This window comes from Neisseriaceae bacterium CLB008 (assembly GCA_041228285.1).
Lineage (GTDB): Bacteria > Pseudomonadota > Gammaproteobacteria > Burkholderiales > Neisseriaceae > JAGNPU01.
This window is the reverse complement of sequence record CP166133.1, coordinates 3,099,851-3,120,780: the sequence shown is the minus strand read 5'-3', so window position 1 is coordinate 3,120,780 and position 20,930 is coordinate 3,099,851. Positions and strand designations below refer to the sequence as shown.

The 20,930-nt window shown below is 51.8% G+C and carries 15 protein-coding genes; 9 read left to right on the top strand and 6 right to left on the bottom strand.

All coding sequences use genetic code 11. The features are described from left to right. The first annotated feature begins 277 nt into the window (after positions 1-277). The 3 genes from AB8Q18_14495 to AB8Q18_14485 all read left to right on the top strand — a co-directional run bounded on the left by AB8Q18_14495 (position 278) and on the right by AB8Q18_14485 (position 2,820). Positions 278-586, top strand: a complete 309-nt coding sequence (locus AB8Q18_14495) for a high-potential iron-sulfur protein (GenBank protein XDZ51357.1) — start codon at positions 278-280, stop codon at positions 584-586. A gap of 80 nt (positions 587-666) precedes the next feature. Further along, positions 667-1,281, top strand: a complete 615-nt coding sequence (locus AB8Q18_14490) for a flavin reductase (protein XDZ51356.1) — start codon at positions 667-669, stop codon at positions 1,279-1,281. A gap of 195 nt (positions 1,282-1,476) precedes the next feature. After that, complete coding sequence (locus AB8Q18_14485) at positions 1,477-2,820, top strand: alanine/glycine:cation symporter family protein (GenBank protein ID XDZ51355.1); 1,344 nt, start codon at positions 1,477-1,479, stop codon at positions 2,818-2,820. Between the two features lie 75 nt (positions 2,821-2,895). On the opposite strand, the gene argE is transcribed toward AB8Q18_14485, so the two are convergent. The 5 genes from argE to AB8Q18_14460 all read right to left on the bottom strand — a co-directional run bounded on the left by argE (position 2,896) and on the right by AB8Q18_14460 (position 12,238). After that, positions 2,896-4,056 (bottom strand): acetylornithine deacetylase, encoded by a 1,161-nt coding sequence (argE, locus tag AB8Q18_14480; GenBank protein ID XDZ51354.1) that lies wholly within the window; start codon positions 4,054-4,056, stop codon positions 2,896-2,898. A 117-nt stretch (positions 4,057-4,173) separates the two neighbouring features. After that, a complete protein-coding gene (gene apbC, locus AB8Q18_14475) occupies positions 4,174-5,253 on the bottom strand; it encodes an iron-sulfur cluster carrier protein ApbC (protein XDZ51353.1) in 1,080 nt (359 codons plus the stop codon). 18 nt (positions 5,254-5,271) lie between these two features. Next, a complete protein-coding gene (waaA, locus tag AB8Q18_14470) occupies positions 5,272-6,549 on the bottom strand; it encodes a lipid IV(A) 3-deoxy-D-manno-octulosonic acid transferase (GenBank protein ID XDZ51352.1) in 1,278 nt (425 codons plus the stop codon). Positions 6,550-6,560: 11 nt separating this feature from the next. After that, positions 6,561-10,463: a translocation/assembly module TamB domain-containing protein gene (locus AB8Q18_14465; protein ID XDZ51351.1), complete on the bottom strand. Its 3,903-nt coding sequence runs from the start codon at positions 10,461-10,463 to the stop codon at positions 6,561-6,563. After that, positions 10,463-12,238, bottom strand: a complete 1,776-nt coding sequence (locus AB8Q18_14460; GenBank protein XDZ51350.1) for an autotransporter assembly complex family protein — start codon at positions 12,236-12,238, stop codon at positions 10,463-10,465. The genes AB8Q18_14465 and AB8Q18_14460 overlap by 1 nt, the downstream gene beginning before the upstream one ends. Positions 12,239-12,470: 232 nt before the next feature. Between AB8Q18_14460 and sstT the strand changes: the two genes are divergently transcribed. The 6 genes from sstT (at position 12,471) to fba (ending at position 19,541) form a co-directional block, all read left to right on the top strand. After that, positions 12,471-13,691 carry a serine/threonine transporter SstT gene (sstT, locus tag AB8Q18_14455; GenBank protein ID XDZ51349.1) on the top strand — a complete coding sequence of 407 codons (1,221 nt, stop codon included), beginning with the start codon at positions 12,471-12,473 and terminating at the stop codon, positions 13,689-13,691. A gap of 332 nt (positions 13,692-14,023) precedes the next feature. Further along, the gene (aroG, locus tag AB8Q18_14450) at positions 14,024-15,082 is read left to right on the top strand and encodes a 3-deoxy-7-phosphoheptulonate synthase AroG (GenBank protein XDZ52944.1); all 1,059 of its coding nucleotides are present in this window, start codon (positions 14,024-14,026) and stop codon (positions 15,080-15,082) included. Positions 15,083-15,257: 175 nt separating this feature from the next. Then, the gene (locus tag AB8Q18_14445; GenBank protein XDZ51348.1) at positions 15,258-16,433 is read left to right on the top strand and encodes a phosphoglycerate kinase; all 1,176 of its coding nucleotides are present in this window, start codon (positions 15,258-15,260) and stop codon (positions 16,431-16,433) included. A 79-nt stretch (positions 16,434-16,512) separates the two neighbouring features. Continuing rightward, positions 16,513-17,154: a LysE family translocator gene (locus AB8Q18_14440; GenBank protein ID XDZ51347.1), complete on the top strand. Its 642-nt coding sequence runs from the start codon at positions 16,513-16,515 to the stop codon at positions 17,152-17,154. Next, positions 17,151-18,410 carry an O-antigen ligase family protein gene (locus AB8Q18_14435; protein XDZ51346.1) on the top strand — a complete coding sequence of 420 codons (1,260 nt, stop codon included), beginning with the start codon at positions 17,151-17,153 and terminating at the stop codon, positions 18,408-18,410. The genes AB8Q18_14440 and AB8Q18_14435 overlap by 4 nt, the downstream gene beginning before the upstream one ends. 66 nt (positions 18,411-18,476) lie before the next feature. Further along, positions 18,477-19,541, top strand: a complete 1,065-nt coding sequence (gene fba / locus AB8Q18_14430; protein ID XDZ51345.1) for a class II fructose-bisphosphate aldolase — start codon at positions 18,477-18,479, stop codon at positions 19,539-19,541. Between the two features lie 138 nt (positions 19,542-19,679). Here the strand turns inward: fba and rhtA are convergent, their stop codons facing one another. Further along, positions 19,680-20,558, bottom strand: coding sequence for a threonine/homoserine exporter RhtA (rhtA, locus tag AB8Q18_14425; GenBank protein ID XDZ51344.1), 879 nt, complete (start codon positions 20,556-20,558; stop codon positions 19,680-19,682). Positions 20,559-20,930: the final 372 nt, after the last annotated feature.

Genomic DNA, 20,930 nt, shown 5'->3' with positions numbered 1-20,930 from the left:
TCAATTAAGAGGATCAATATAATCACGAGGCGCGTGGGCATGTCTGGGCGTCATAGTAAAAAGCAATCTATTTGATGGCCTTTTTCTATACCTCACACATCTTGCTTTATATCAGTAAATATTTGTAATGTAACCCTTTTATATGGCTTTATAAAAAAATCCACATTATAATCATTTCTGTAATGAAGAAAATAACAAGCCGCCACAGCGTAGGCCCACTTTCACTGCTGTAGGCGAATAGGCACGGCATAGACCACGCCATAACCAGGAGCTAACCATGACCACCAGACGTACCTTTTTATTGAAAATCTTACCTGCTGCCGGCGCTGCCGCCATGTTGGGTAACCGCGCCATCGCCGCACCTGCCGCGGTGAAAGAAACAGATCCTATGGCCGTTGCCCTAGGGTACAAAACCAACACCGCCGCCGTAGACAAAAAGAAATACCCCAAGCACAAAGCAGACCAAACCTGCGCCAACTGTGCACTATACCAAGGTGGCACGAAAGCCGTTGGCCCTTGCACCCTATTTGCCGGTAAAACCGTGACCAAAGAAGGTTGGTGTATGTCTTGGGCCAAAAAAGCCTAAGCCAAACCGCAAAAAAACCAGCTTCGGCTGGTTTTTTTATGCCTCTTTGATGGTGATGCGCAGAGAGTGGTCATCTGGGCATGAATCAGTTAGACTGTAAGGCTATTTTGACGCTGATTTTGACCCCTAACGGTAAGGTAACTGCATTGACCCACCCCGCTTATCCTGATACCCCACAGCCGCGCGATGAGGCCGCTACAGAAGCCCATCGCCTTGCGTTTCGTCACGCGATGGCTCAGCTCAGCGCTGCTGTCAATATTTTGACCACATCTGGCCCCGCTGGCGACTACGGCATCACCATGACCGCCATTTGCTCGGTGACCGACACGCCCCCCACTATTTTAGCCTGCATCAATGGCAAGAGCACCCTCAATGCCGTTCTACGCGAGCAAAACCCGGTATGCGTGTCTATTTTAGGCAGTCACCAACAAGACATGGCCAATCATTTTTCTGGCCAGACCGGCTTAAGCATGGCCGAACGCTTCGCCACTGAAGGCTGGCAACGAAACCCGCAGGGCCAATGGTACGTAAACGGCGCCATCGCCCATTTAAGCGGCAAGGTTAGCGACCTCAAAGAAGTCGGCACCCACACGGTGTTTCTCATTGAGCTAGACGATATTCAGTTTGGTGAGGCGCCTGAAGCCCTAGTCTATTTCGACCGCCAATATCAGGCCTTAGCCAAACAAAATACTTAACCGAATGCCCGCAAAAACCGCCAGAGACACCCTCTGGCGGTTTTTTTTGTCTCTATTTATAAGTATTTAAGCCACCATCAAAAAGCCATTTGCATTAAAAGCTTGCACCCGCTGAAAACTCATGCTTGAATGAAGCCATCCTACTATAAAAGTAGGAAGACATTATAAAGACAACTATTTTTGGAGAAATAGCTCATGGAAGCGCTACAGTCATTTTTTGATTATGTGGGCGGCCTCGTCTGGGGCCCCGTCATGCTGGTGCTGTTGGTGGGCACTGGTGTTTACCTCACCGTTAGATTGGCATTCTTGCAATTTCGCATGCTGCCCTTCGCCTTAAAGCAAGCGTTCTGTCCCTCAAAAACCCAAGACCATCAGCCTGGTGACGTGTCTCACTTTGGTGCATTGATGACGGCCTTATCGGCCACCATCGGCACGGGTAATATTGCCGGCGTGGCCACTGCCGTTGTATTAGGCGGCCCAGGTGCGGTTTTCTGGATGTGGATTACGGCCATTTTCGGCATGGCCACCAAATACGCGGAAGGGATTTTGGCGGTTAAATACCGTATTAAAGACGCCCGCGGTGAAATGGCCGGCGGTCCGATGTACTACATCGAGCGCGGCCTTAATATGAAGTGGTTGGCCATCTTGTTTGCCGCATTTGCCACCATCGCCTCATTCGGCATTGGCAGCTCGGTTCAATCAAACTCTGTGGCCCAATCCATTCAGGCCAGCTTTGGCGTCGACACCTGGATTACGGGCTTGGTCTTGACCATTTTCACCGCTATTGTGATTTTGGGCGGCATTAAAAGCATTGCCAAAGCGTCATCAATCATTGTACCGGTGATGGCCGTAGGCTATGTATTGGGCGGCCTAGCCATCATCTTCCTGAACATAGAAGCCTTTTGGCCTGCCGTTCAGCTGATTTTCAGCGATGCCTTCACTGGCCAAGCTGTTGCAGGTGGTGCCTTGGGCACGGTGATTCGCTTTGGTGTGGCACGTGGTGTGTTCTCTAACGAAGCCGGTATGGGTTCTGCGCCTATTGCCGCAGCGGCCGCAAAAACCGACCACGCTGGCCGTCAAGCCTTGGTGTCTATGACTGGCACCTTCTTAGACACCATCATTGTGTGTTCTATTACCGGTATTGCGCTGGTGATGGGTGGCCTTTACACCGGTGGCGAAACCGGCGCGGCCTTGACCACCATGACTTTTGACAAATTATTGCCAGGCCCTGGCGGCTACATCGTGACCTTTGGTTTGGTGTTCTTTGCCTACTCAACCATTTTAGGCTGGAGCTATTACGGTGAGAAATGTGCCGCCTACCTATTTGGCCCTAAATCAGTGTTTCCATACCGCATCGTGTACGTCATCACCGTGATGTTGGGTACCGTGGTGCACCTAGACTTGGTGTGGGCTGCTGCCGATACCTTTAACGGTCTCATGGCCATCCCGAACTTGATTGCGCTGTTGCTGTTGTCTGGCGTAGTGGTTAAAGAAACCAACGACTTCATTGCCAAACGTAAGAGCGGCGAATTGCCTTAAGCCATCACCTAAGACAAAAATTTAAAGGCCCCAAGCACTGCTTGGGGCCTTTTTTGAGCCTGGCGTAAACGTCTTTTATGCCTGCATTGAAGCCAGTAATTGATTTAAAAAGGCATCGCACTGCGCCAGCTGGTCTAGGCTAACAAACTCATCAGGCTTATGCGCCTGCTGAATGTCGCCGGGGCCACACACCAAGGTGGTGATGTTGGCCTGTTGGAACAACCCTGCTTCTGTGGTGTAAGCCACTTTGTGCTTTTGTTGGGCGTTGACCAATTTAGCCACCAGCTGCTTCAGAGCGGGGCTGCTGCCATCGGCTTCGTCTAGCGGCGGCACTTGATTCATTTGGCTCAGCTCAATGCGGGCATGGGGCACCACGGCCTGCATCTGGGCGACGGCTTGGGCCATATAGTCTTGGATGGGCGCCAAAATAGCGGCAGCGTCTAGGCCGGGGAGCTGGCGATACTCAAAAAAGAACTCACACAGCTCCGGCACAATGTTCATGGCCTGGCCGCCTTTAATCAGACCGGTGGATAAGGTAGTAAACGGGACGTCAAAATCGGCATCAAACGGACCATTGGCCTGATAGCGGCGCGCCTCATCATTGATGAAGCAGATGATGCGCGCGGCGTATTCGATGGCGTTGACGCCGCTGGGGGTTAAGGATGAGTGGGCCGCATGGCCGTGTACCGAGCATTTATAGCTATTGATGCCTTTATGGGCCACCACCATTTTCATACTGGTGGGCTCACCCACGATACAGGCGCTGGGGCTGAGGCCATGCTGCTGCAAGGCGTCAAGCATGACGGGGGCGCCCAGGCAGCCGATTTCCTCATCATAAGAAAACGCCAGATGCAGCGGCGTATTCAGCGGCTTGGCCAATGCAGCAGGCAATAGCGCGAGGCTGGCACCGATAAAACCCTTCATGTCACAGGTACCGCGGCCATACAGCTTGCCATCGGCAATGTGTGGCTCAAAAGGATTGCTTTGCCAGTTTTGGCCGCTGACGGGCACCACATCGGTATGTCCGGATAAAATGGTGCCGCCGGCGATGTTGCCTTGGGCATCGGGTAGGGTGACGAATAGGTTGGCCTTACTTTTATCATGGTTATAAGCCAGCCAAGGCGCCAGCCCTAAGCCCTTGAGATGGCTTTGAATCAGGTCGATTAACGCTAAGTTAGAAAACTTACTGGTGGTGTCGATGGCCACCAATGCCTTAGTCCAGTCTACGGTATTCATATTCTGCCTTTGTGGGTGTTTTGCTTAACCTTAGAGGATTCTGCCAGCGAAGGCAATCAAAAAACCAGCGCCCAAAAAAAGCCGCCTGATAAAGGCGGCTGGCGGTGTTTATGTGGTTTATTCGACCACGATTTTCGGCATGATGCCGCTGAAATCTTTGCCCTTCTTGGCTAGGCTGATGGCGATTTGGAGGGCCGCATCTTGATAGAGCTTGGCAATTTCGGTCTCTTTAGCCTGCATGCTCACAGCGTTACCTTCGTCCATGGCCAAGCGAATCGGTAGGGCCAAAGGCAACTTGCCCAATAACGGTACGCGTAGTTCGCCCGCTAAGGCTTCGGCGCCGCCGGTGCCAAAAATAGGCTCGGCGTGGCCGCATTGGCTACACACGTGCATGGACATGTTTTCCACCACGCCCATGATGCTGATGTTGACTTTTTCAAACATGGAAATGGCTTTTTTAGCGTCTAAAAGCGCGATGTCTTGAGGCGTGCTGACCACGACGGCACCCGTCACGGGGATTTTTTGCGACAGGGTCAGCTGAACGTCGCCGGTGCCTGGCGGCAGATCGATGAAGAGGTAGTCTAAATCGTCCCAAGCCGTTTGGAACAGCAGCTGTTGTAGGGCCTGGCTCACCATGGGACCACGCCAAATAATGGCTTCTTTTTCTTCCACCATAAAGCCAATCGACATCACCTGTACGTCACCATTGGCCACGACGGGCACAAAGTGGTCATTTTTTTGCAGCGGCTTTTCTTTGGCCACGCCCAGCATCGCTGGCTGGCTTGGGCCATAGATGTCGGCATCTAACACGCCCACGCGGGCGCCCATTTTACTCATGGCTAAAGCTAGGTTGGCGGTGGTGGTGGATTTGCCCACGCCGCCTTTACCAGACGCGATGGCGATGATGTTTTTTACGTTTTTAATCGTGCTCACGCCTTGCTGAACCTTGTGGGCGACGATGTGTTGGAACAGCTGTAATTTAATTTTATCAGCGTCAACCAAACCGGTTAAAGCGGCTTCTACCCAGGCGCCAATCTCGGTGGCAATGCCTTGGATGGGGTAGCCAAACTGTAATTTTAAGGCCACTGAGCCCGCGTCTTCGACCACACCCTGTACGACTTTTTCATCGCCAAAGCGTTGGTTGGTGTAGGGATTATGGATGGCCTCTAAGGCCTGTTTAATGGCATCTAAGTTCATGTGTGCTCCTGATATTGGTCATGCTGTGTGGCGCGCGTGGATCAGGGTCGCCATCTTTTGGCTGGCGCCTTGATGTTGTTGGATAAATGCGTGAGCGCGGTCTTTAAGGTCTTGGCGAACAAGGGGTTGGCCTAATAATTGGGCAACCTGATGTTGCCATGCTTGGGCCGATGATACTTGAATTGCGGCATTTGCGCTAAGGACATCTTGACTCACTTGCGCAAAATTATAGGTTGAAGGCCCAAACAGCGTAGGCAGGCCTGCGATCAGCGGCTCGATGATGCTTTGGCAGCCGGTGTCCACCAAACTGCCGCCCACGAAGGCCATATCGGCAGCTAAATAATAGGCAAAAAGCTCACCCATGCTGTCGCCCACCCACACCTGAGTGTCGGCAGCAATGGCCTGCTCATCGCTGCGACGCTGTACCTTAAACCCCAAGGCCTCGGCGCTGGCCACCACGGCATCAAAGCGCTCTACGTGGCGCGGTACGATGACTAAGAGGGCATTGTCGGGGTTGGCATAGGTTTGCCAGGCCTGAAGCAGCAGCTCAGCTTCATCTTGCTCATCGTTGACGTAGCGGGTGCTGGCGCACACGACGACGGGGCGCTGGCCGCTGCGTTGTCGAAAGGTGTGGCTCAAGGTGTGCATGGCAGGGGGGATGGGCATGTCGTATTTGCTGCTGCCGCACACGATGGGGCTGAGGGCGCCTAGCTGGCTCAGCCGTTCGGCATCGGTAGGCGCTTGGGCACAGACCAAGCCAAATTGCGCCACAGCTGGCTGAATTAAGGCTTTCACTTTTAAATAACCGGCCAATGAACGGGCCGATAGGCGGGCGTTGGCCAAACACATAAGCACGCCCTGAGCCTTGGCTTCATGCAAAAGATTAGGCCACAGCTCGGTTTCCATGATCACGCCAAACAGCGGTTGATGCTCTTGGAAAAACTGACGTACGTAGGCAGGCTTGTCATAGGGTAAATAGCGGCACTGGGCTTCGGGATACAATGCCTCAGCCGTTTGACGGCCAGTGGGCGTCATCTGGGTGAGCAGCAAGGGCGCATCTGGATAATAGGCTTTTAACGCCTGAATCAGGGGATAGGCCGCCCGCGTTTCACCAACCGACACCGCGTGTAGCCAAATCGGCCGCTGACAGGGCTGTGCCAACGGCGCCCCAAAGCGCTCCGACCAATGCTCTAGATAGGCCGGGGCGCGCTGGGCACGTTTACGTAAATAACGTTTCAACAGGCTAGGGGCGACGAGCCACAGGCCGTTATACAGGGTTAAAGCGATCCATCGCATGGCCAGCCCCTTTAATCGAAGCGAATGGTGTAGCGCGTTTCCGCACTGGACGAATCTTGACCGAGGCGAATAATGGCCTGCCATGCCTTACTGAATTGATACGCCATTTTCACGGCATTCTCCGCCGAATTCAGGCCGTATTCATAGCCCACGTAAATTTCATTGGTCAGATGTTTGCCCACGGTGATCATTTGCTCAGCCGGATTCATGGCGCCTTGGCTGTCACGGGTGGTGCGGTTAGCAATGCCAAAGTCGTCAAACAGGCCGATTTTGTCGTTAATCGAGCCGGCTAGGGCGGCACCTACGCTGGCCGCAATCGCCGCATCGTCCTCTTCGCCACCAGCCGCACGGCCCAACACCAGCCAAGCCAGCTTGTCTTTTTGACTCATCGGGGTATCCGCAATCAAGTTGATGCGCGGATTCAACACGTTGCCCGTCACTTCCACACCAGCGCCTACAGGCGACATTTTACGCTTGGCGCGGATGTTTAAGGCTGGGTTGTCGATAGGGCCCACAAACGCCACCACGCCTTTGTCGATTTCAAGATCCTGGCCGTAAGCCTTATAGCGGCCTTCCACCACGATCACCTGGCCAATGGCCTGAATCGGCTGCTTCGGCTTGGCGCGGATGTTGATTTTACCGCCCATGAGGATGTTCAAACCTTGACCGACAAAGCGAAAACGGTCATTGAGGTCTAAGGTCAAATCCATGAACACCGGCATCGGCGTGCCCTGTGCTTCTTGGGCGCGACCTTTAACCACCACATCGCTGCTCAATGAGGGTGCGCCGGCTTCGGGCAGGTCAATTCGGCCATGATCAACCTTAAGGTTACCCACCAGCTCAATGCCGATCATGTCGGCGTAGCGCAGCTTAGTGTCGCCGCTGATGACCACGCGGCGGTCTGATTTACTGAATAGGCTGTAGCGATCAAACACCACGTTGACGTTAACGTCGGGGCTGCGGTTGAGATTTTTAATCACGCCATTGGCGCTGATGTTGCCTTGAGCACTGTTAAATCGCAGCTGATCCAGCACCAGCTGTTGACCGCTGAAGTGGGCGCGCAAGGTGCCATCGGGGAAATGTAGGCCGCTATTAAAGTCGCGTAAATCCAGCCCGTCGCCGGCCATAGTGCCGCTGAGATTGGGCTGACTAATCGAGCCGCTGACGCCGACATTGGCATTGAAACGGCCGCGTACCTGTAGGCCAACGGGCAATAAATACCTAAATTGGTTAAGGTCGTCTGCCACCAGCTGTAGCTGGCCTTTGAGCGGCGCTGTCATGATGTTGCTGCCAAAGTTTTGGGCCAGAGACAGATTGGCTTTGGCGCTGGCAAACTTGGTGCGTAGGCCTGCATCTAGGGCGATTTGGCCGCGGCTCAAGGTGGCTTTAAGCACCAGATCGCGCAGCTCTAACGCCTGATTGCGGTAAGGCAAAATCACGTCGCCGCTTTCATGGCGTAAGGTGAGGTAGCCGCTGGCATTTTCAGTGTAGTTAAGATCCCAATCGCCACCAATAACCAGATTTTGCTGAATCGGGATGGGCACAATATTGGCCAACTGAGCTAGGGCCAGACGGCTAGCTTGACCTTTGGTGCTGACGCCTTTGGCCTTGCTCCAATTCAAGTGCTGTAGGCTGAGGCTGCCGCCCATAGCCGACCAGCGGGCTTGGCCCAGCTTCACTTCTTCGGCACCAGCGGTGAGCGACACAGGGTTTTGCAGTAAAAGATTGAAGGCGCCCTGAATGTTCAGCTTGCCGACGATGCCTTTCCAGACATAGTCGTCGCTGAGTCCACCGTTGGCGGCCACGTCTAAGGCATAATTTTTACCATCCACATTGGTGTTGGCTTTCGCACTGAGGCTGTGCTTATTGCCGGTGCCGTTGATGGCCAAGTTCAAGTTGTGAATTTGGGTGTCGTTTTTCTTGCCATTACTCAAGAATGCCAACTCATCCCCAGTGATGGCGACCTTAAGCGGCGCCTTCATATTCGGCGACACGGTGGTGTCCACGTTGAGCTGGCGAATCGACACAGCGTTGGCTACCTGGAGATTACGCGCTTGCCCTTTGAGGTTGGCGGTGAGGTTTTTAGGCTGGCCTTGGACAAAGCCTTTGGCTTCTACATAGCCTTTCAAACCAAAGCCAAATAGGTCAAGGTTGGGTGCCTGTACGTCTAGGTCGAGGCGGTCTTTGTCGGTGCCAAATGCGCCTTTGGCCTTAATGTGGTTATTGCCTAAATTGATTAAAGCATCAATATTGGGCAAATGGCCTTGGGCGTAGCGTAGATGGCTTTTACCGCTTAAGGGTGCGCCCGAGAGGCGGCTGGCTTGTAGCACGAGGTCAACGCTGATGTCTGGCTCGGGCGCAGGGTCTTTACCCTTGCCCTGCACAGCTAAAGCCCCTTTGGCGGTGAGGCTCAAGTTGACGTCACCCTGAGGGAGCTCGGGCATGATTTTGCTGGGGTCAAACTGTTTGGTGGTGAGGCTTAGGTTGATTGCCTTCTCATCAAACAAGGCCAATGTCCCTGCGACGTCTAAGCTGCCGCCTTGTTTGGGTTTGATAAAGGCTTCTTTAATGTTAAGCGTGGTTTTCTGGTCTGAATCTTGAGCCAGCAATAACAATCCTTCCGACACCACTTCGCGATCGGTGCGTAAGGCCCAACGGGTTTCTGGCGCAGCTAAAGGGCCGTTGACGCTGAGGTCACCATTTAGCGTCATCTTGAGACTGGATTCAACCACGTCTTGAATCGACAGATTGCTGATGTTGAGGCTGGTTTTTAAGGTTTTGGCGGCGGTGTCGATCACGCCTTGGGCGCTGAGGCGGCCTTCTTTCAGCGCGTGCACATCCAAGGCACTGACGTTGATGAGGCCGTCTTGATTGACGTTAAACTGGCCCAAAAGGGTTTGCACCGGCAGCCCATTTTGGCTAGGCGTATTGGGCTGGGTGTTGGCCAAGGTCAGCTGGCCATCCAGAGCATTGCCGCTGGCGTCTGGGCTGACAATGAGCGAAAAGGCCAGATTGGCGGCAGGAATGCTGCTTACAAACAACTGTGGGTTAATGTTACCGGCAGCAATGGTGATGCGGTTTACTTTATTTGCCAGCTCTGGCGCAAACGGCGTGGCGTCGATGTCGACGGTGGCGGCCACACCCTCGCCGCTAAAGCCCCCATTAATCAGCGGCTGCTCAAGGCTGCCGCCAAAATTCAGGCCGCCTTCAATGGCGACATCGTCTAGGGCACCGGTCATGGCCATTTTGCCCTTCAGAGCATATGGTGCCTCATTCTTAAGGCTCAGCTCGCCCTGATGGCTAGACCAAGGCGTGCGTAAGGCCACCAGCTTCAGCTCATGGCCATTATCTTGATAGCGATAGGCAATTTCACTGCTTTTCAGTAGCACCGTATTTTCTTCACCCATGGTGAGGCCAGCCAGACGAACGGCCTCAATATTGGCCTGTAGGCCCAATGGCAAACCAATATTTTGCGGCAACACCAAGGGCTCACTGGGCTTATCTGGTGTGGTTTTATGCAAATCTAGATGCACCACGCCAACGTCGAGTAGATTAACGTGCAGCATTCTTTGCCACAGCACTTTGGCCTGCCACTGAAACTGGATGTGTTCAATCGACACGGTGATGTCAGGGGTAGTGACCAGCATGTTTTTGGTGTCAAAGCCATCCCAAACTGAGCCATTCAGAGTATCGGCCTCAATGTTGACGCTGGCGAGCTTAGGAGCAGTAAAGACGGCAAAGCGCAGGCCCGAATTAGTGGCCAACAGCCAATACAGGGCCAGCACGATGAGGGGCAGCAAGAGCAGCGCCGCCAGCAGGCTGCGTTTTAACCACTTAAACCTTTTTTTAGGTGGCTGAGCTTCGGTGGGCGAAGTCGTGGCTAGATGTTCGGTTGCGTTGTTTTGGTCAGACATTAAAAAGTAGTTCCTAAGCTAATGTGCCAGCGTATTTTGTTGTCGTCATGGGCTCGGGCGATGTCAAAGGACACTGGCGCAACGGGGCTAAACCAGCGTACGCCCACGCCTGTGGCCTGCCGTAGTTTAAAATCCTTAGCCTTATTGGCGACGTCACCCATGTCTTGGAACAGGGCCAAAGAAAGGTTTTTACTCATGGGGTATTGGTATTCAATGCTGGCAACGCCAATGACTTTGCCCCCTAAAACGGAACGATTCGGGCCGTCGATACCAATACCCAGATATTCGTAACCACGAACCGAACCGGAGCCACCGGTACGGAATAATAGGTCGGTCGGCACCGACGCTTCATCTTTGGTGTGGACAATACCGGCCTGCGCGCGCAGCACCACCGTACCCAATTGGGCATTTTCTGGCGTGAAGTAATAGCTGGCGCGGGCATTAGCGCGCTGAATATTGGCGGTTGAAGCCAAGGTGCCCAAGGTAGACGACACGCTGCCTTCTAGGGTGTAGCCATGCAGGGGCCGTAGTCGAGTGGTCACTGCCTGCTGTTTCCACATCGCCGTGGCCAATAGGGCGCGGCTGTTGCCGAGGTTAGGGCCCCCCTCAATGCTGGCGGTCTCTAAGTAGTATTCTAGGCCAAACTGGGCATCAATATTGTTGTCATGGCGAACCCGCCAAACACCCACGTTGGCGGTTTTGGTTTTTACTTTTTGAATTTCGGTGTTTTTAAATCGAATACCGGCCGTGTGGTAATAGCCTTTTTCATTACGGGGCTGGCTGACGCCGAAGCCAACGGCCTGTTCGTATTTACTCAGGTCGGCGACGATGGAACCTACGTAGCCACGTTTAAACATATTGTAGTGATCGTAGCCAAAGTGGGTACCGATGCCCTCGTTGGTGTCGTATTTCAAACCCAGCTCGAGCTTTTGGCGCGGCACTTCCACCACGTTGACCTTAATGGGAACGTGGCGCTCCTGCAAGTTGTCAAAGTCGGCGTTGACCACCACGTTGGCATAGTGGTTGTCTTGCTCGAGCGCCTCTTGATAGTCCAGAATTTTTTCTAAATCGTAGTCATTACCGTAGCGAAAGTCGGCTAGGCCTAAAACAACCGATTCTGGATAGCGCTCGGTGCCAGAGACTTGAATGTGGCCAAAATACACAGGCTCATTGCTGTCTACCGTGACGCTGAGCTGCGCCGTTTGCGCATCGGGGTCGATGTAGGCTTGTGAAAACTTAAGCTGTGCCAAAGGGTATTTGTATTGAGTGATGCCGCGTAGAACCGCGGTCTTACTGCTGTCCCAATTGCTTTGATCGTAAGGGTTACCCACCGGTAAGGCCCAGTTGCTCATCGCCTTACGATAGTAGTCGCCTAGACTCTCGTCCTCGGTAACCGAACCTTCTAACAGCACCACTACGTCGTCAATCTTGACCCTAGGCCCTAGCGTCACGTAGACATCGTACTGGTCCTGAGTTTTCTTAATCGACACCGTGCTGTTGAAATAGCCTAGGGTTTCCAGCATTTCTTGCGCTTGCTTGGGGCCATCCTCAACCAAAAAGCCAATTTGTTCAGCGTCTAAGTCCTCCATCTCCCGCTGTTTAATCAACCCAAGGTGTTGGGTTAATAAAGCCTGGGCCTCATCGTCTTCGGCGTGCACCACCACCTCATAGGGCAAGGGTTTTTTGGTGTCGTCGTCCTTAGGCCGTTCGGCCGCAAAGGTGCTCAGCGCACTTAAAGTACAGACTAAAATAGGGAAATGCCGAAAAGAAAACATAGTCACTCGTGGTTACATAACAAGGTGTGGAAAGAATTTTAACATCATTTTCTGACAGGCAAGCGAATTAGGGTCAAAAAGATGAAATTTATCAGCCGTCTAAAATCGACTTTACCCAATATCATAAAGCCTTAGTCTCAATAAGGACATTTAAGTTTAGAAGGCATGGCACAAATGCATGGCTTATTCTACAATTGCGGCATGAATGATTCATCAATCAAAAGGATAACGGATGGAAAATAAAGGTCTTTTGGGGCTGCTGAAGCGCATTGGCATGGTTAACCTCATTTTTATCGGTTTAATACTGGGCGTGGTGCTGGCCTTGGTGTCACCATCGAGCGCACAGTCTGTGGCGCTATTGGGCGAACTCTTTGTGCGTGCACTGAAGGCCGTCGCACCGGTTTTGGTATTTGTGCTGGTGGCGTCTTCAGTGGCGCAACATCGTACGGGCCAGGCCAACAGCATCAAGCCAGTGTTGTTTTTATACCTAATCGGCACGTTCGCGGCCGCCTTGGTGGCCGTCGTGGCGAGCTTCATGTTCCCCACCACCCTCACTCTAGCCATTAACCAAACCGACGTGGTGCCGCCTTCTGGCATCATTGAAGTGCTACGGTCGGTTTTGTTAAGCTTGATTGATAATCCTGTGGCTGCTCTTTTAAACGGTAACTTCTTAGGCATATTGATGTGGGCCATTGGCTTGGGCTTAGCCCTACGTCAGGCCAGCGACAGCACTAAGAAAATGGTGTCTGATCTGTCTGAAAGCGTGACGCTAATCGTGCGCTGGGTGATCTGCATGGCGCCGATCGGTATTTTTGGCCTAGTGGCTTCCACCATCGCCACCGCAGGGCTAGAGGCTTTATTGGGCTATGCACAGCTATTGGCCGTGCTGTTGGGCAGCATGGCGGTATTGGCCTTGGTGGTCAATCCTTTAATTGTGTTTTGGAAAATTCGCCGCAATCCCTATCCTTTGGTTTGGCGTTGCCTGCGCGAAAGCGGTGTGACCGCCTTCTTTACCCGTAGCTCAGCTGCCAACATCCCAGTAAACATGGGGATGTGCCGCGACATGAACTTGGATAAAGACACCTATTCTGTATCGATTCCGTTGGGGGCCACGATCAATATGGGCGGCGCCGCCATCACCATTACCGTGTTGACGTTGGCAGCCGTGAATACGCTGGGCATTCAGGTCGACCTCGCCACGGCGCTATTGCTGAGCATCGTCGCTGCGGTGTGCGCTTGCGGCGCCTCTGGCGTGGCGGGCGGCTCACTGCTGTTGATTCCTTTGGCCTGTGGCCTATTTGGGATCTCGAATGACGTGGCCATGCAGGTCGTGGCCGTTGGCTTCATCATTGGCGTGCTGCAAGATTCGGCCGAAACCGCGATGAACTCATCGACCGACGTCTTGTTTACGGCAGCCGTGTGCTTGGCGGAGCAAGAAAAAAAATCGTCGTAACCTAAACGGCGCGAGAAAAGGGGGCTTAGCCCCTTTTTTTGCGCCTCAAGACCGCCTTAGACAAGTTTATTTGGGCCAGAAGCCGTTAGGGGCTGTCCATAATGCGCAATATATGGTTATTATATTCAGCAGACTTTCAGATTGCTGCTTATTTTTGGTCTGCTGGTCATATAAATAACATATTATGCTAAAATAAAAGACTATACTTAAAATTAGGACAAAAACTTAAGACAATCGCCGCTTTTGTGGCAGATTCGTTCAAGTCAACGTCCATATAGGAAGCTGTGTCGAACATGGCTTCTGGTGACAGATAAAAAGGAACGGGCATGACCATCACGCGCTTGAAAAATACTGACGACGTTAAAATTAAAGAAGTAAAAGAACTGTTGCCGCCGATTGCTCATCTGTATGAGCTGCCTATTACCGAGGAAGTGGCCGACCTGATTCACCAAACGCGAGAAGACATCGGCGCCTTAATCCATGGCCGTGACGATCGACTCTTGGTGGTGATCGGGCCTTGCTCGATTCACGACACCAAAGCCGCCTTAGAATACGCCGAACGGTTACTGCCTCTAAAACAAAAATACGCTCAAGAACTATTGATTGTGATGCGGGTGTATTTTGAAAAACCGCGCACCACTGTGGGCTGGAAAGGCTTAATTAACGACCCTAACCTAGACGGCAGCTACGACATCAATGCAGGCTTGCGTACCGCCCGTCAGCTGCTGTTGACCTTAAACAGTATGGGCATGCCGGCCTCAACTGAATTTTTAGACATGATTACCCCGCAATATTATGCCGATTTAATCAGCTGGGGCGCGATTGGTGCCCGCACGACAGAAAGCCAGGTGCATCGTGAATTAGCCTCTGGCCTATCTAGCCCTGTGGGCTTTAAAAATGGCACCGACGGCAACCTTAAAATTGCCATTGACGCCATTGGCGCCGCCAGCAAGCCGCACCACTTTTTATCCGTGACCAAAAGCGGCCATTCAGCCATTGTCCACACCGCCGGCAATCCTGATTGTCACGTGATTTTACGCGGCGGCAACAGCGGACCGAATTACGATGCTGCCAGCGTGGCTGAAGCAGTAGGCCAGCTACAAAAAGCAGGCGTCACGCCAAATTTAATGGTGGATTTCAGCCACGCCAACAGCAGCAAAGACTTTAAACGCCAGGTTCAAGTAGCCGAAAACGTGGCCGAGCAAATCGCTCAGGGTCAGCAGCACATCATGGGGGTGATGGTAGAAAGCCATTTAGTGGAAGGCCGCCAAGACCAGAAGGAAGGCCAAGCCTTAACCTATGGTCAAAGCATTACCGATGGCTGCATCGGCTGGGACGACACCGAACAATTGCTACAGATCTTGGCTAAAGCGGTGCAATCTCGCCGATAACAGGGTAAAATTTATCCCCAATAGCAAACCGCTTTAGTTTTTGAAGCGGTTTTATTTTTGTGGCAGCCGACCGTCTTGCAATTTTATTGCTTTTTAAGTTTATGATTTGCAATAGAGTAATGAGTGTAAGACAATTATGGCCATAAATTATTTATGATTTCATTTTGGATTAATTATGTCGTTTCAAAAACTTAAAGATATAGACGTGGCCGGTAAAACGGTCTTGATTCGTGTGGACATGAACGTACCGGTTAAAGATGGCCAATTGGGCGATGACACCAGAATTAAAGCCTCTTTACCCTCGATTCAACACTGTTTAGCTGAAGGCGCGGCGGTCATTTTGATGACCCACCTAGGCCGTCCCACCGAAGGCGAATTCAAACCTGAAGACAGCTTAAAACCTGTGGCCGCCCGCTTAGGCGAGCTATTAGGCCAAGACGTAGCCGTGCGCGACGATTGGCAACAGCAGGGCCTGAGCGTGGCCGCTGGCCAAGTGGTGATGTTGGAAAACGTGCGTTTGAACATCGGCGAGAAAAAGAATGACCCGCAGCTAGGCCAAGCCTATGCCCGTCTATGCGACGTGTTTGTCAACGATGCCTTTGGTACGGCTCACCGCGCCGAAGCTTCTACCCATGCCGTGGCGCAATACGCCCCTGTGGCGTGTGCCGGTCTATTGCTGACCGCTGAGCTAGAAGCCCTAGGTAAAGCCTTAGAAAATCCTAAGCGTCCTTTAGTAGCCATCGTGGCCGGCAGTAAGGTGTCGACCAAGCTGACCATCTTAGAAAGTTTGGCCGATAAAGTAGACCAGCTCATCGTTGGCGGCGGCATTGCCAATACCTTCTTACTGGCCAAAGGCCACGGGATTGGTAAGTCTTTGGTGGAAATTAAGCTGGTGAACGAAGCCAAAAACATCATGAACAAGATTGAAGCCAACGGGGGTTCTGTGCCGTTGCCAACCGACGTGTGCTGCGCGACTGAATGCTCAGAAACCGCTGAAGAGCGCGTGATTCCTTTAGATAAGGTGGGCATTGAAGACCGTATTTTGGACATTGGGCCAGACTCCTCTAAAGTGTTGGCCGACATCGTGGCCAAGGCGGGTACCGTGGTGTGGAACGGTCCTTTGGGCGTGTTTGAGTATGAGCAGTTTGCCTACGGCACCCAGGCTTTGGCTCAAGCGATCGCCAACAGTGACGCATTTTCAATCGCCGGCGGTGGCGACACCTTATCCGCGATTGCCAAATTTGGCGTGACCGATAAAATCAGCTACATCAGCACCGGTGGCGGCGCATTCTTAGAATTTCTTGAAGGCAAAGAGTTGCCAGCCGTGGCGATTTTAAAAGCCCGCGCTTAAATCATGAATCCATAGCCTAGGTCACTAGGCTATTTTTTCGTCCATACCATCGGTGATGGTGAACGTTACGAGAACCAAGATGTCTTTACAGCTGTGGCTATTATATTTTCCCATTTTAATTGTGCTGTCCGCCGCGCCTGGCCCTAATATGTTATTAGCGTTTCAGCATGGCAGCCTCTATGGGGTGAAAAAGACGCTGATGACGCTGGCCGGCTTGAGTACCGGCCTGTTTATTTTAATTGCGCTGTCCCTATCGGGGGTAGCGGCATTAAGCGCAGAGTACCCGCTAGCCTTTGAACTATTTAAGGCCTTAGGCGCCATTTATTTACTTTACCTAGGTTGGCAAAGCTGGCATCAGGGCCAAGTGAACATGAGTACGGAACCACAGGCGTATATTGTGCCGGTGCCGAAACGCATGTATCGACTGGGCTTGGCCGTGTCGCTGTCCAATCCTAAGGCGATTATTTTTTTTGCGGCCTTTTTGCCCAAATTTATCAACCACGACGCGCCACTTATGGCACAATATAGCGTCTTGCTGTTGACATTTTTTATTGTTGAAACCACTTGGCAACTGGTGTACGCCAGTAGCGGTAAAGCCTTATCGGCGTGGTTGTTACGAGGGCGTCGATGGCAATGGTTTAACCGTGCGTGCGCGCTGTTGTTCGCGTTAGTGGGCTGTACAATATTATGGGATGTTTTACATAAGTGGATGGGTTCATGATTAGAAACAACTATTTTAAACATTTTGCAACGTTTGGGATGATGATCTTCATTGGTCTGAATATGCTGCCCATCGGTAAGCTACGTGGCTATGAAGTCGGCGCCATTGTGCTGTTATTGACGGCGTTGGTGTTTCTATTCAGTCCCGCACGCAAAAAAATTCGGCTGAATCGCTCGGATAAATGGTTGTTATTAGCAGGTTTTACTTATGTTTTAGTCAGTTGTGCCGAAGTATGGTTAGACAATCAGCCCATCCGCGGCTACGACCATGCCTCTCGTTATCTCCTCAGCCTCCCCATCTTTCTGTTATTGCTGGTTTACCCCCCCCAGGCCAAACATTTTTTTCAAGCGGCCGCATTTGGCGGCCTTTTGTTGGGCATCACCAGTATTTACTATAGGCTGTTCTTAGGCCAACCTTCCACCATGGGCCTATTGTCCATTCAATACGCTTGTTTCAGCATGGTCATCGCCGCCATCTCTCTTTCCGGCATCGGTTATTTTTATCAGTGCCGCCGCGTAGCGTGCTGTTTGATGAGCTTATTGGGCAGCGCCTTAGCGGTAGTGGCGGTATTCTTATCGGGCTCCCGTGGTTCGTGGGCGTCCATTTTTATCATTTTAGCGCTGATGTTCTGGACCTATCGTCACATTTTAAAGTTAAAATTGATGATGCTGATTTTGGCTATTGTGATGGCCTTGTGCACCAGCCTTTATTGGGCGCCGCAAACCAAAGTGAAAGTCCGCGTTGAGCAAGCATTTGTGGACGTTGAACAGTGGCAGGATAATCAAATTCGCAGCTCTTTAGGCGATCGGTTTGTGATGTGGGACAATGCCATTGAGCTGGCTCAAGAGCGTTGGTTAACTGGCTGGGGCGCACAAGGCTTTATGGCTGAAAAAGAACGCCTGTATCAGCAAGGCGAACTATCGAAAGTTGTTCAAAGCTATGCTCATCCTCATCACGAATTTTTAAACGCGTGGGTGAAACGCGGCTTAGCGGGGGCCATCACCTTATTGCTGATGTACATTGTGCCTATTCTGACCTTCAAGCGCTATTTACATCAGGGCTATCCCGTGGCGCTCAGAAGCGTGGCCTTGGCCAGCATCAGCGTGCCGATTTGCTTCATGATTGCGGGCTTTAGCCAGACCATTTTTGCCCACAACAGCGGCGTGCTGTTTTATGTGGTGGCCATTACCATAAGCTGGAGCATCTTGAAGGGCGCGGTTTATGAGCAAACCGGCGCAGCGGCTTCAGGGCGCTAGTACAATAGGGCTTAAAAGCGATATAATGGCCCCCTCACATCTGAATTTAAACACTAAGGAGTCACCATGGCACTGGTATCAATGCGCCAATTACTGGACCATGCTGCAGAACATGCATACGGTTTGCCAGCATTTAACGTTAACAATTTGGAGCAAATGCGCGCCATCATGGAGGCTGCTGACAAGGTGAATGCCCCTGTGATCGTTCAGGCCAGCGCCGGTGCGCGTAAATATGCGGGTGCACCGTTTTTACGTCATTTGATTTTGGCCGCGGTTGAAGAATTCCCCCACATCCCAGTGGTGATGCATCAAGACCACGGCACCAGCCCCGCCATTTGCCAACGTTCGATTCAATTGGGCTTCAGCTCAGTGATGATGGACGGCAGCTTAATGTCTGATGGCAAAACCCCTGCTGATTACGACTACAACGTCGGCGTGACGCGTACCGTGGTTGATTTCGCCCATGCATGTGGCGTGTCGGTTGAAGGTGAGTTAGGCTGTCTGGGCAGCTTAGAAACCGGCATGGCCGGTGAAGAAGACGGCGTCGGCGCAGAAGGCGTGATGGATGAAAGCCAACTGTTGACCGATCCTGAAGAAGCGGCTGACTTTGTGAAAGCCACTGGCGTAGATGCTTTGGCGATTGCCATCGGGACCAGCCATGGTGCCTACAAATTCACCAAACAGCCTACTGGCGACGTTTTGCGTATTGACCGCATCAAGGCGATCCACGAACGCATCCCAAATACCCACTTGGTGATGCACGGCTCAAGCTCTGTGCCCCAAGAATGGTTGGCGGTGATCAATGAGTTCGGTGGCGACATGCCTGAAACCTACGGCGTGCCGGTGTCTGAAATCGTTGAAGGCATTAAAAACGGCGTGCGTAAAGTGAACATCGACACCGATTTGCGTTTGGCCAGCACGGGCGCGGTTCGTCGCTTCTTGGCACAAAACCCAAGCGAATTTGACCCACGTAAATTCTTGCAGGTGAGCACCAACGCCATGCGCGATCTATGCGTAGAACGCTACTTAGCCTTTGGTTGTGAAGGCATGGCGAGCAAGGTAAAACCTGTCTCATTAGACGCGATGTCTATGGCCTATGAGCGCGGCGAATTGAAACAGTTGGTTAAATAATCACCCGTTTAAACGTCAAAAAAGCGAGCCTAAGGCTCGCTTTTTTATGGTTTATGAGGCTGATCTCTACGAAGAGCAGGGCTAGGCCATCGTGGTTTACCGCCGTCGACCAGCATCGTGAACGGGGGAGAACATGATTTAAGTAGAAGCCTTTGCCTTCTTAATCGGCTTAGGCTGAATCGTCGCCGCCGCACCAGCAGAAGCGCAAATCACCGCCGCCAAAGCCAGCCACTGACCAAAGGACAGATACTCTTGTAGAAACACCAAGCCCAAGATGGCCGCCACCGCCGGCTCTAAGCTCATCAGCGTGCCAAACGTTTTGGCTGGCAGTCGCGTCAACGCCATCATTTCTAAAGTGTAAGGCACCGCCGTCGACATAATCGCCACGGCCACCGCCGTAGGCAAAATTGCACCATCAAACAGCGCCAAGCCATTATTCACAAAGCCCACTGGAAAAAAGATTAACGCACCAATCAAGCTACCGACCGCCACCGCGCTCGGACCATGCATGTGGCCTGCCTTTTGGCCAAAAATAATGTATACCGCCCAACAAACGCCCGCACCCAACGCATAGAGGCAACCGACAAGATCGGCCTCTTGGGCATTACCCAATGGCAATAAATAATAGAGGCCCACCACCACCAACAGCACCCATAAAAAGTCGATCGGACGCCGAGCAGAAAACATCGCCACCGCCAACGGCCCGGTAAATTCCAAAGCCACTGCGACGCCCAAAGGGACGGTATTGAGCGATTGATAAAACAAAAAATTCATTCCGCCCAAAGATAAGCCATAGATCAACAAAGGTTTTTTATCCACACCCCGTAGTTTAATACGCCAGGGCTTAAACACCACCGCCAGCATCACGCTGGCAATAGACAGGCGCAAGGCCGTCACGCCATGCGCCCCAATGACGGGGAATAAGCTCTTAGCGAGTAGGGCGCCTGATTGTATCGACAGCATTGCCGTCATTAAAATAGCAATGGGAAACCAGATGGCTTGTTTGGTAGCGGTCATGAATGGCTCTTGATAGATAAGTATGTGTAAACAGTCAGGAAAAGTAAGTTTTCCCGTCTCAGGCGCATCATCACCCTTACGCCTTAGACTGTCAATAAAAGCCCGCTCTTTTTTAAATCATTTGGCATTAAATAGACAGTCCAATCTCAAAAATAAAGCCATCATCATTAATGCCTTATTAATAAATAAAACCTTTTTGAATAATTAAACATCATTTAAAAATAATATTGTCATTTAAAATAAGTTGGCCTAAATATAATCCATTATCATAAAAATGTGCTTTTAACCGCTTAAGGCCAACATCAGGCTTTATTTAAACCATCCGCCGTCAAATCCCAAAATAACCCATTTCCCTCATCAAATCATTTATTA

Bases quoted from the DNA above. Each gene is read 5' to 3' on its own strand.
- AB8Q18_14495 (XDZ51357.1), top strand. From the start codon at position 278: ATGACCACCAGACGTACCTTTTTATTGAAAATCTTACCTGCTGCCGGC.
- AB8Q18_14490 (XDZ51356.1), top strand. From the start codon at position 667: ATGAATCAGTTAGACTGTAAGGCTATTTTGACGCTGATTTTGACCCCT.
- AB8Q18_14485 (XDZ51355.1), top strand. From the start codon at position 1,477: ATGGAAGCGCTACAGTCATTTTTTGATTATGTGGGCGGCCTCGTCTGG.
- argE (XDZ51354.1), bottom strand. From the start codon at position 4,056: ATGAATACCGTAGACTGGACTAAGGCATTGGTGGCCATCGACACCACC.
- apbC (XDZ51353.1), bottom strand. From the start codon at position 5,253: ATGAACTTAGATGCCATTAAACAGGCCTTAGAGGCCATCCATAATCCC.
- waaA (XDZ51352.1), bottom strand. From the start codon at position 6,549: ATGCGATGGATCGCTTTAACCCTGTATAACGGCCTGTGGCTCGTCGCC.
- AB8Q18_14465 (XDZ51351.1), bottom strand. From the start codon at position 10,463: ATGTCTGACCAAAACAACGCAACCGAACATCTAGCCACGACTTCGCCC.
- AB8Q18_14460 (XDZ51350.1), bottom strand. From the start codon at position 12,238: ATGTTTTCTTTTCGGCATTTCCCTATTTTAGTCTGTACTTTAAGTGCG.
- sstT (XDZ51349.1), top strand. From the start codon at position 12,471: ATGGAAAATAAAGGTCTTTTGGGGCTGCTGAAGCGCATTGGCATGGTT.
- AB8Q18_14445 (XDZ51348.1), top strand. From the start codon at position 15,258: ATGTCGTTTCAAAAACTTAAAGATATAGACGTGGCCGGTAAAACGGTC.
- AB8Q18_14440 (XDZ51347.1), top strand. From the start codon at position 16,513: ATGTCTTTACAGCTGTGGCTATTATATTTTCCCATTTTAATTGTGCTG.
- AB8Q18_14435 (XDZ51346.1), top strand. From the start codon at position 17,151: ATGATTAGAAACAACTATTTTAAACATTTTGCAACGTTTGGGATGATG.
- fba (XDZ51345.1), top strand. From the start codon at position 18,477: ATGGCACTGGTATCAATGCGCCAATTACTGGACCATGCTGCAGAACAT.
- rhtA (XDZ51344.1), bottom strand. From the start codon at position 20,558: ATGACCGCTACCAAACAAGCCATCTGGTTTCCCATTGCTATTTTAATG.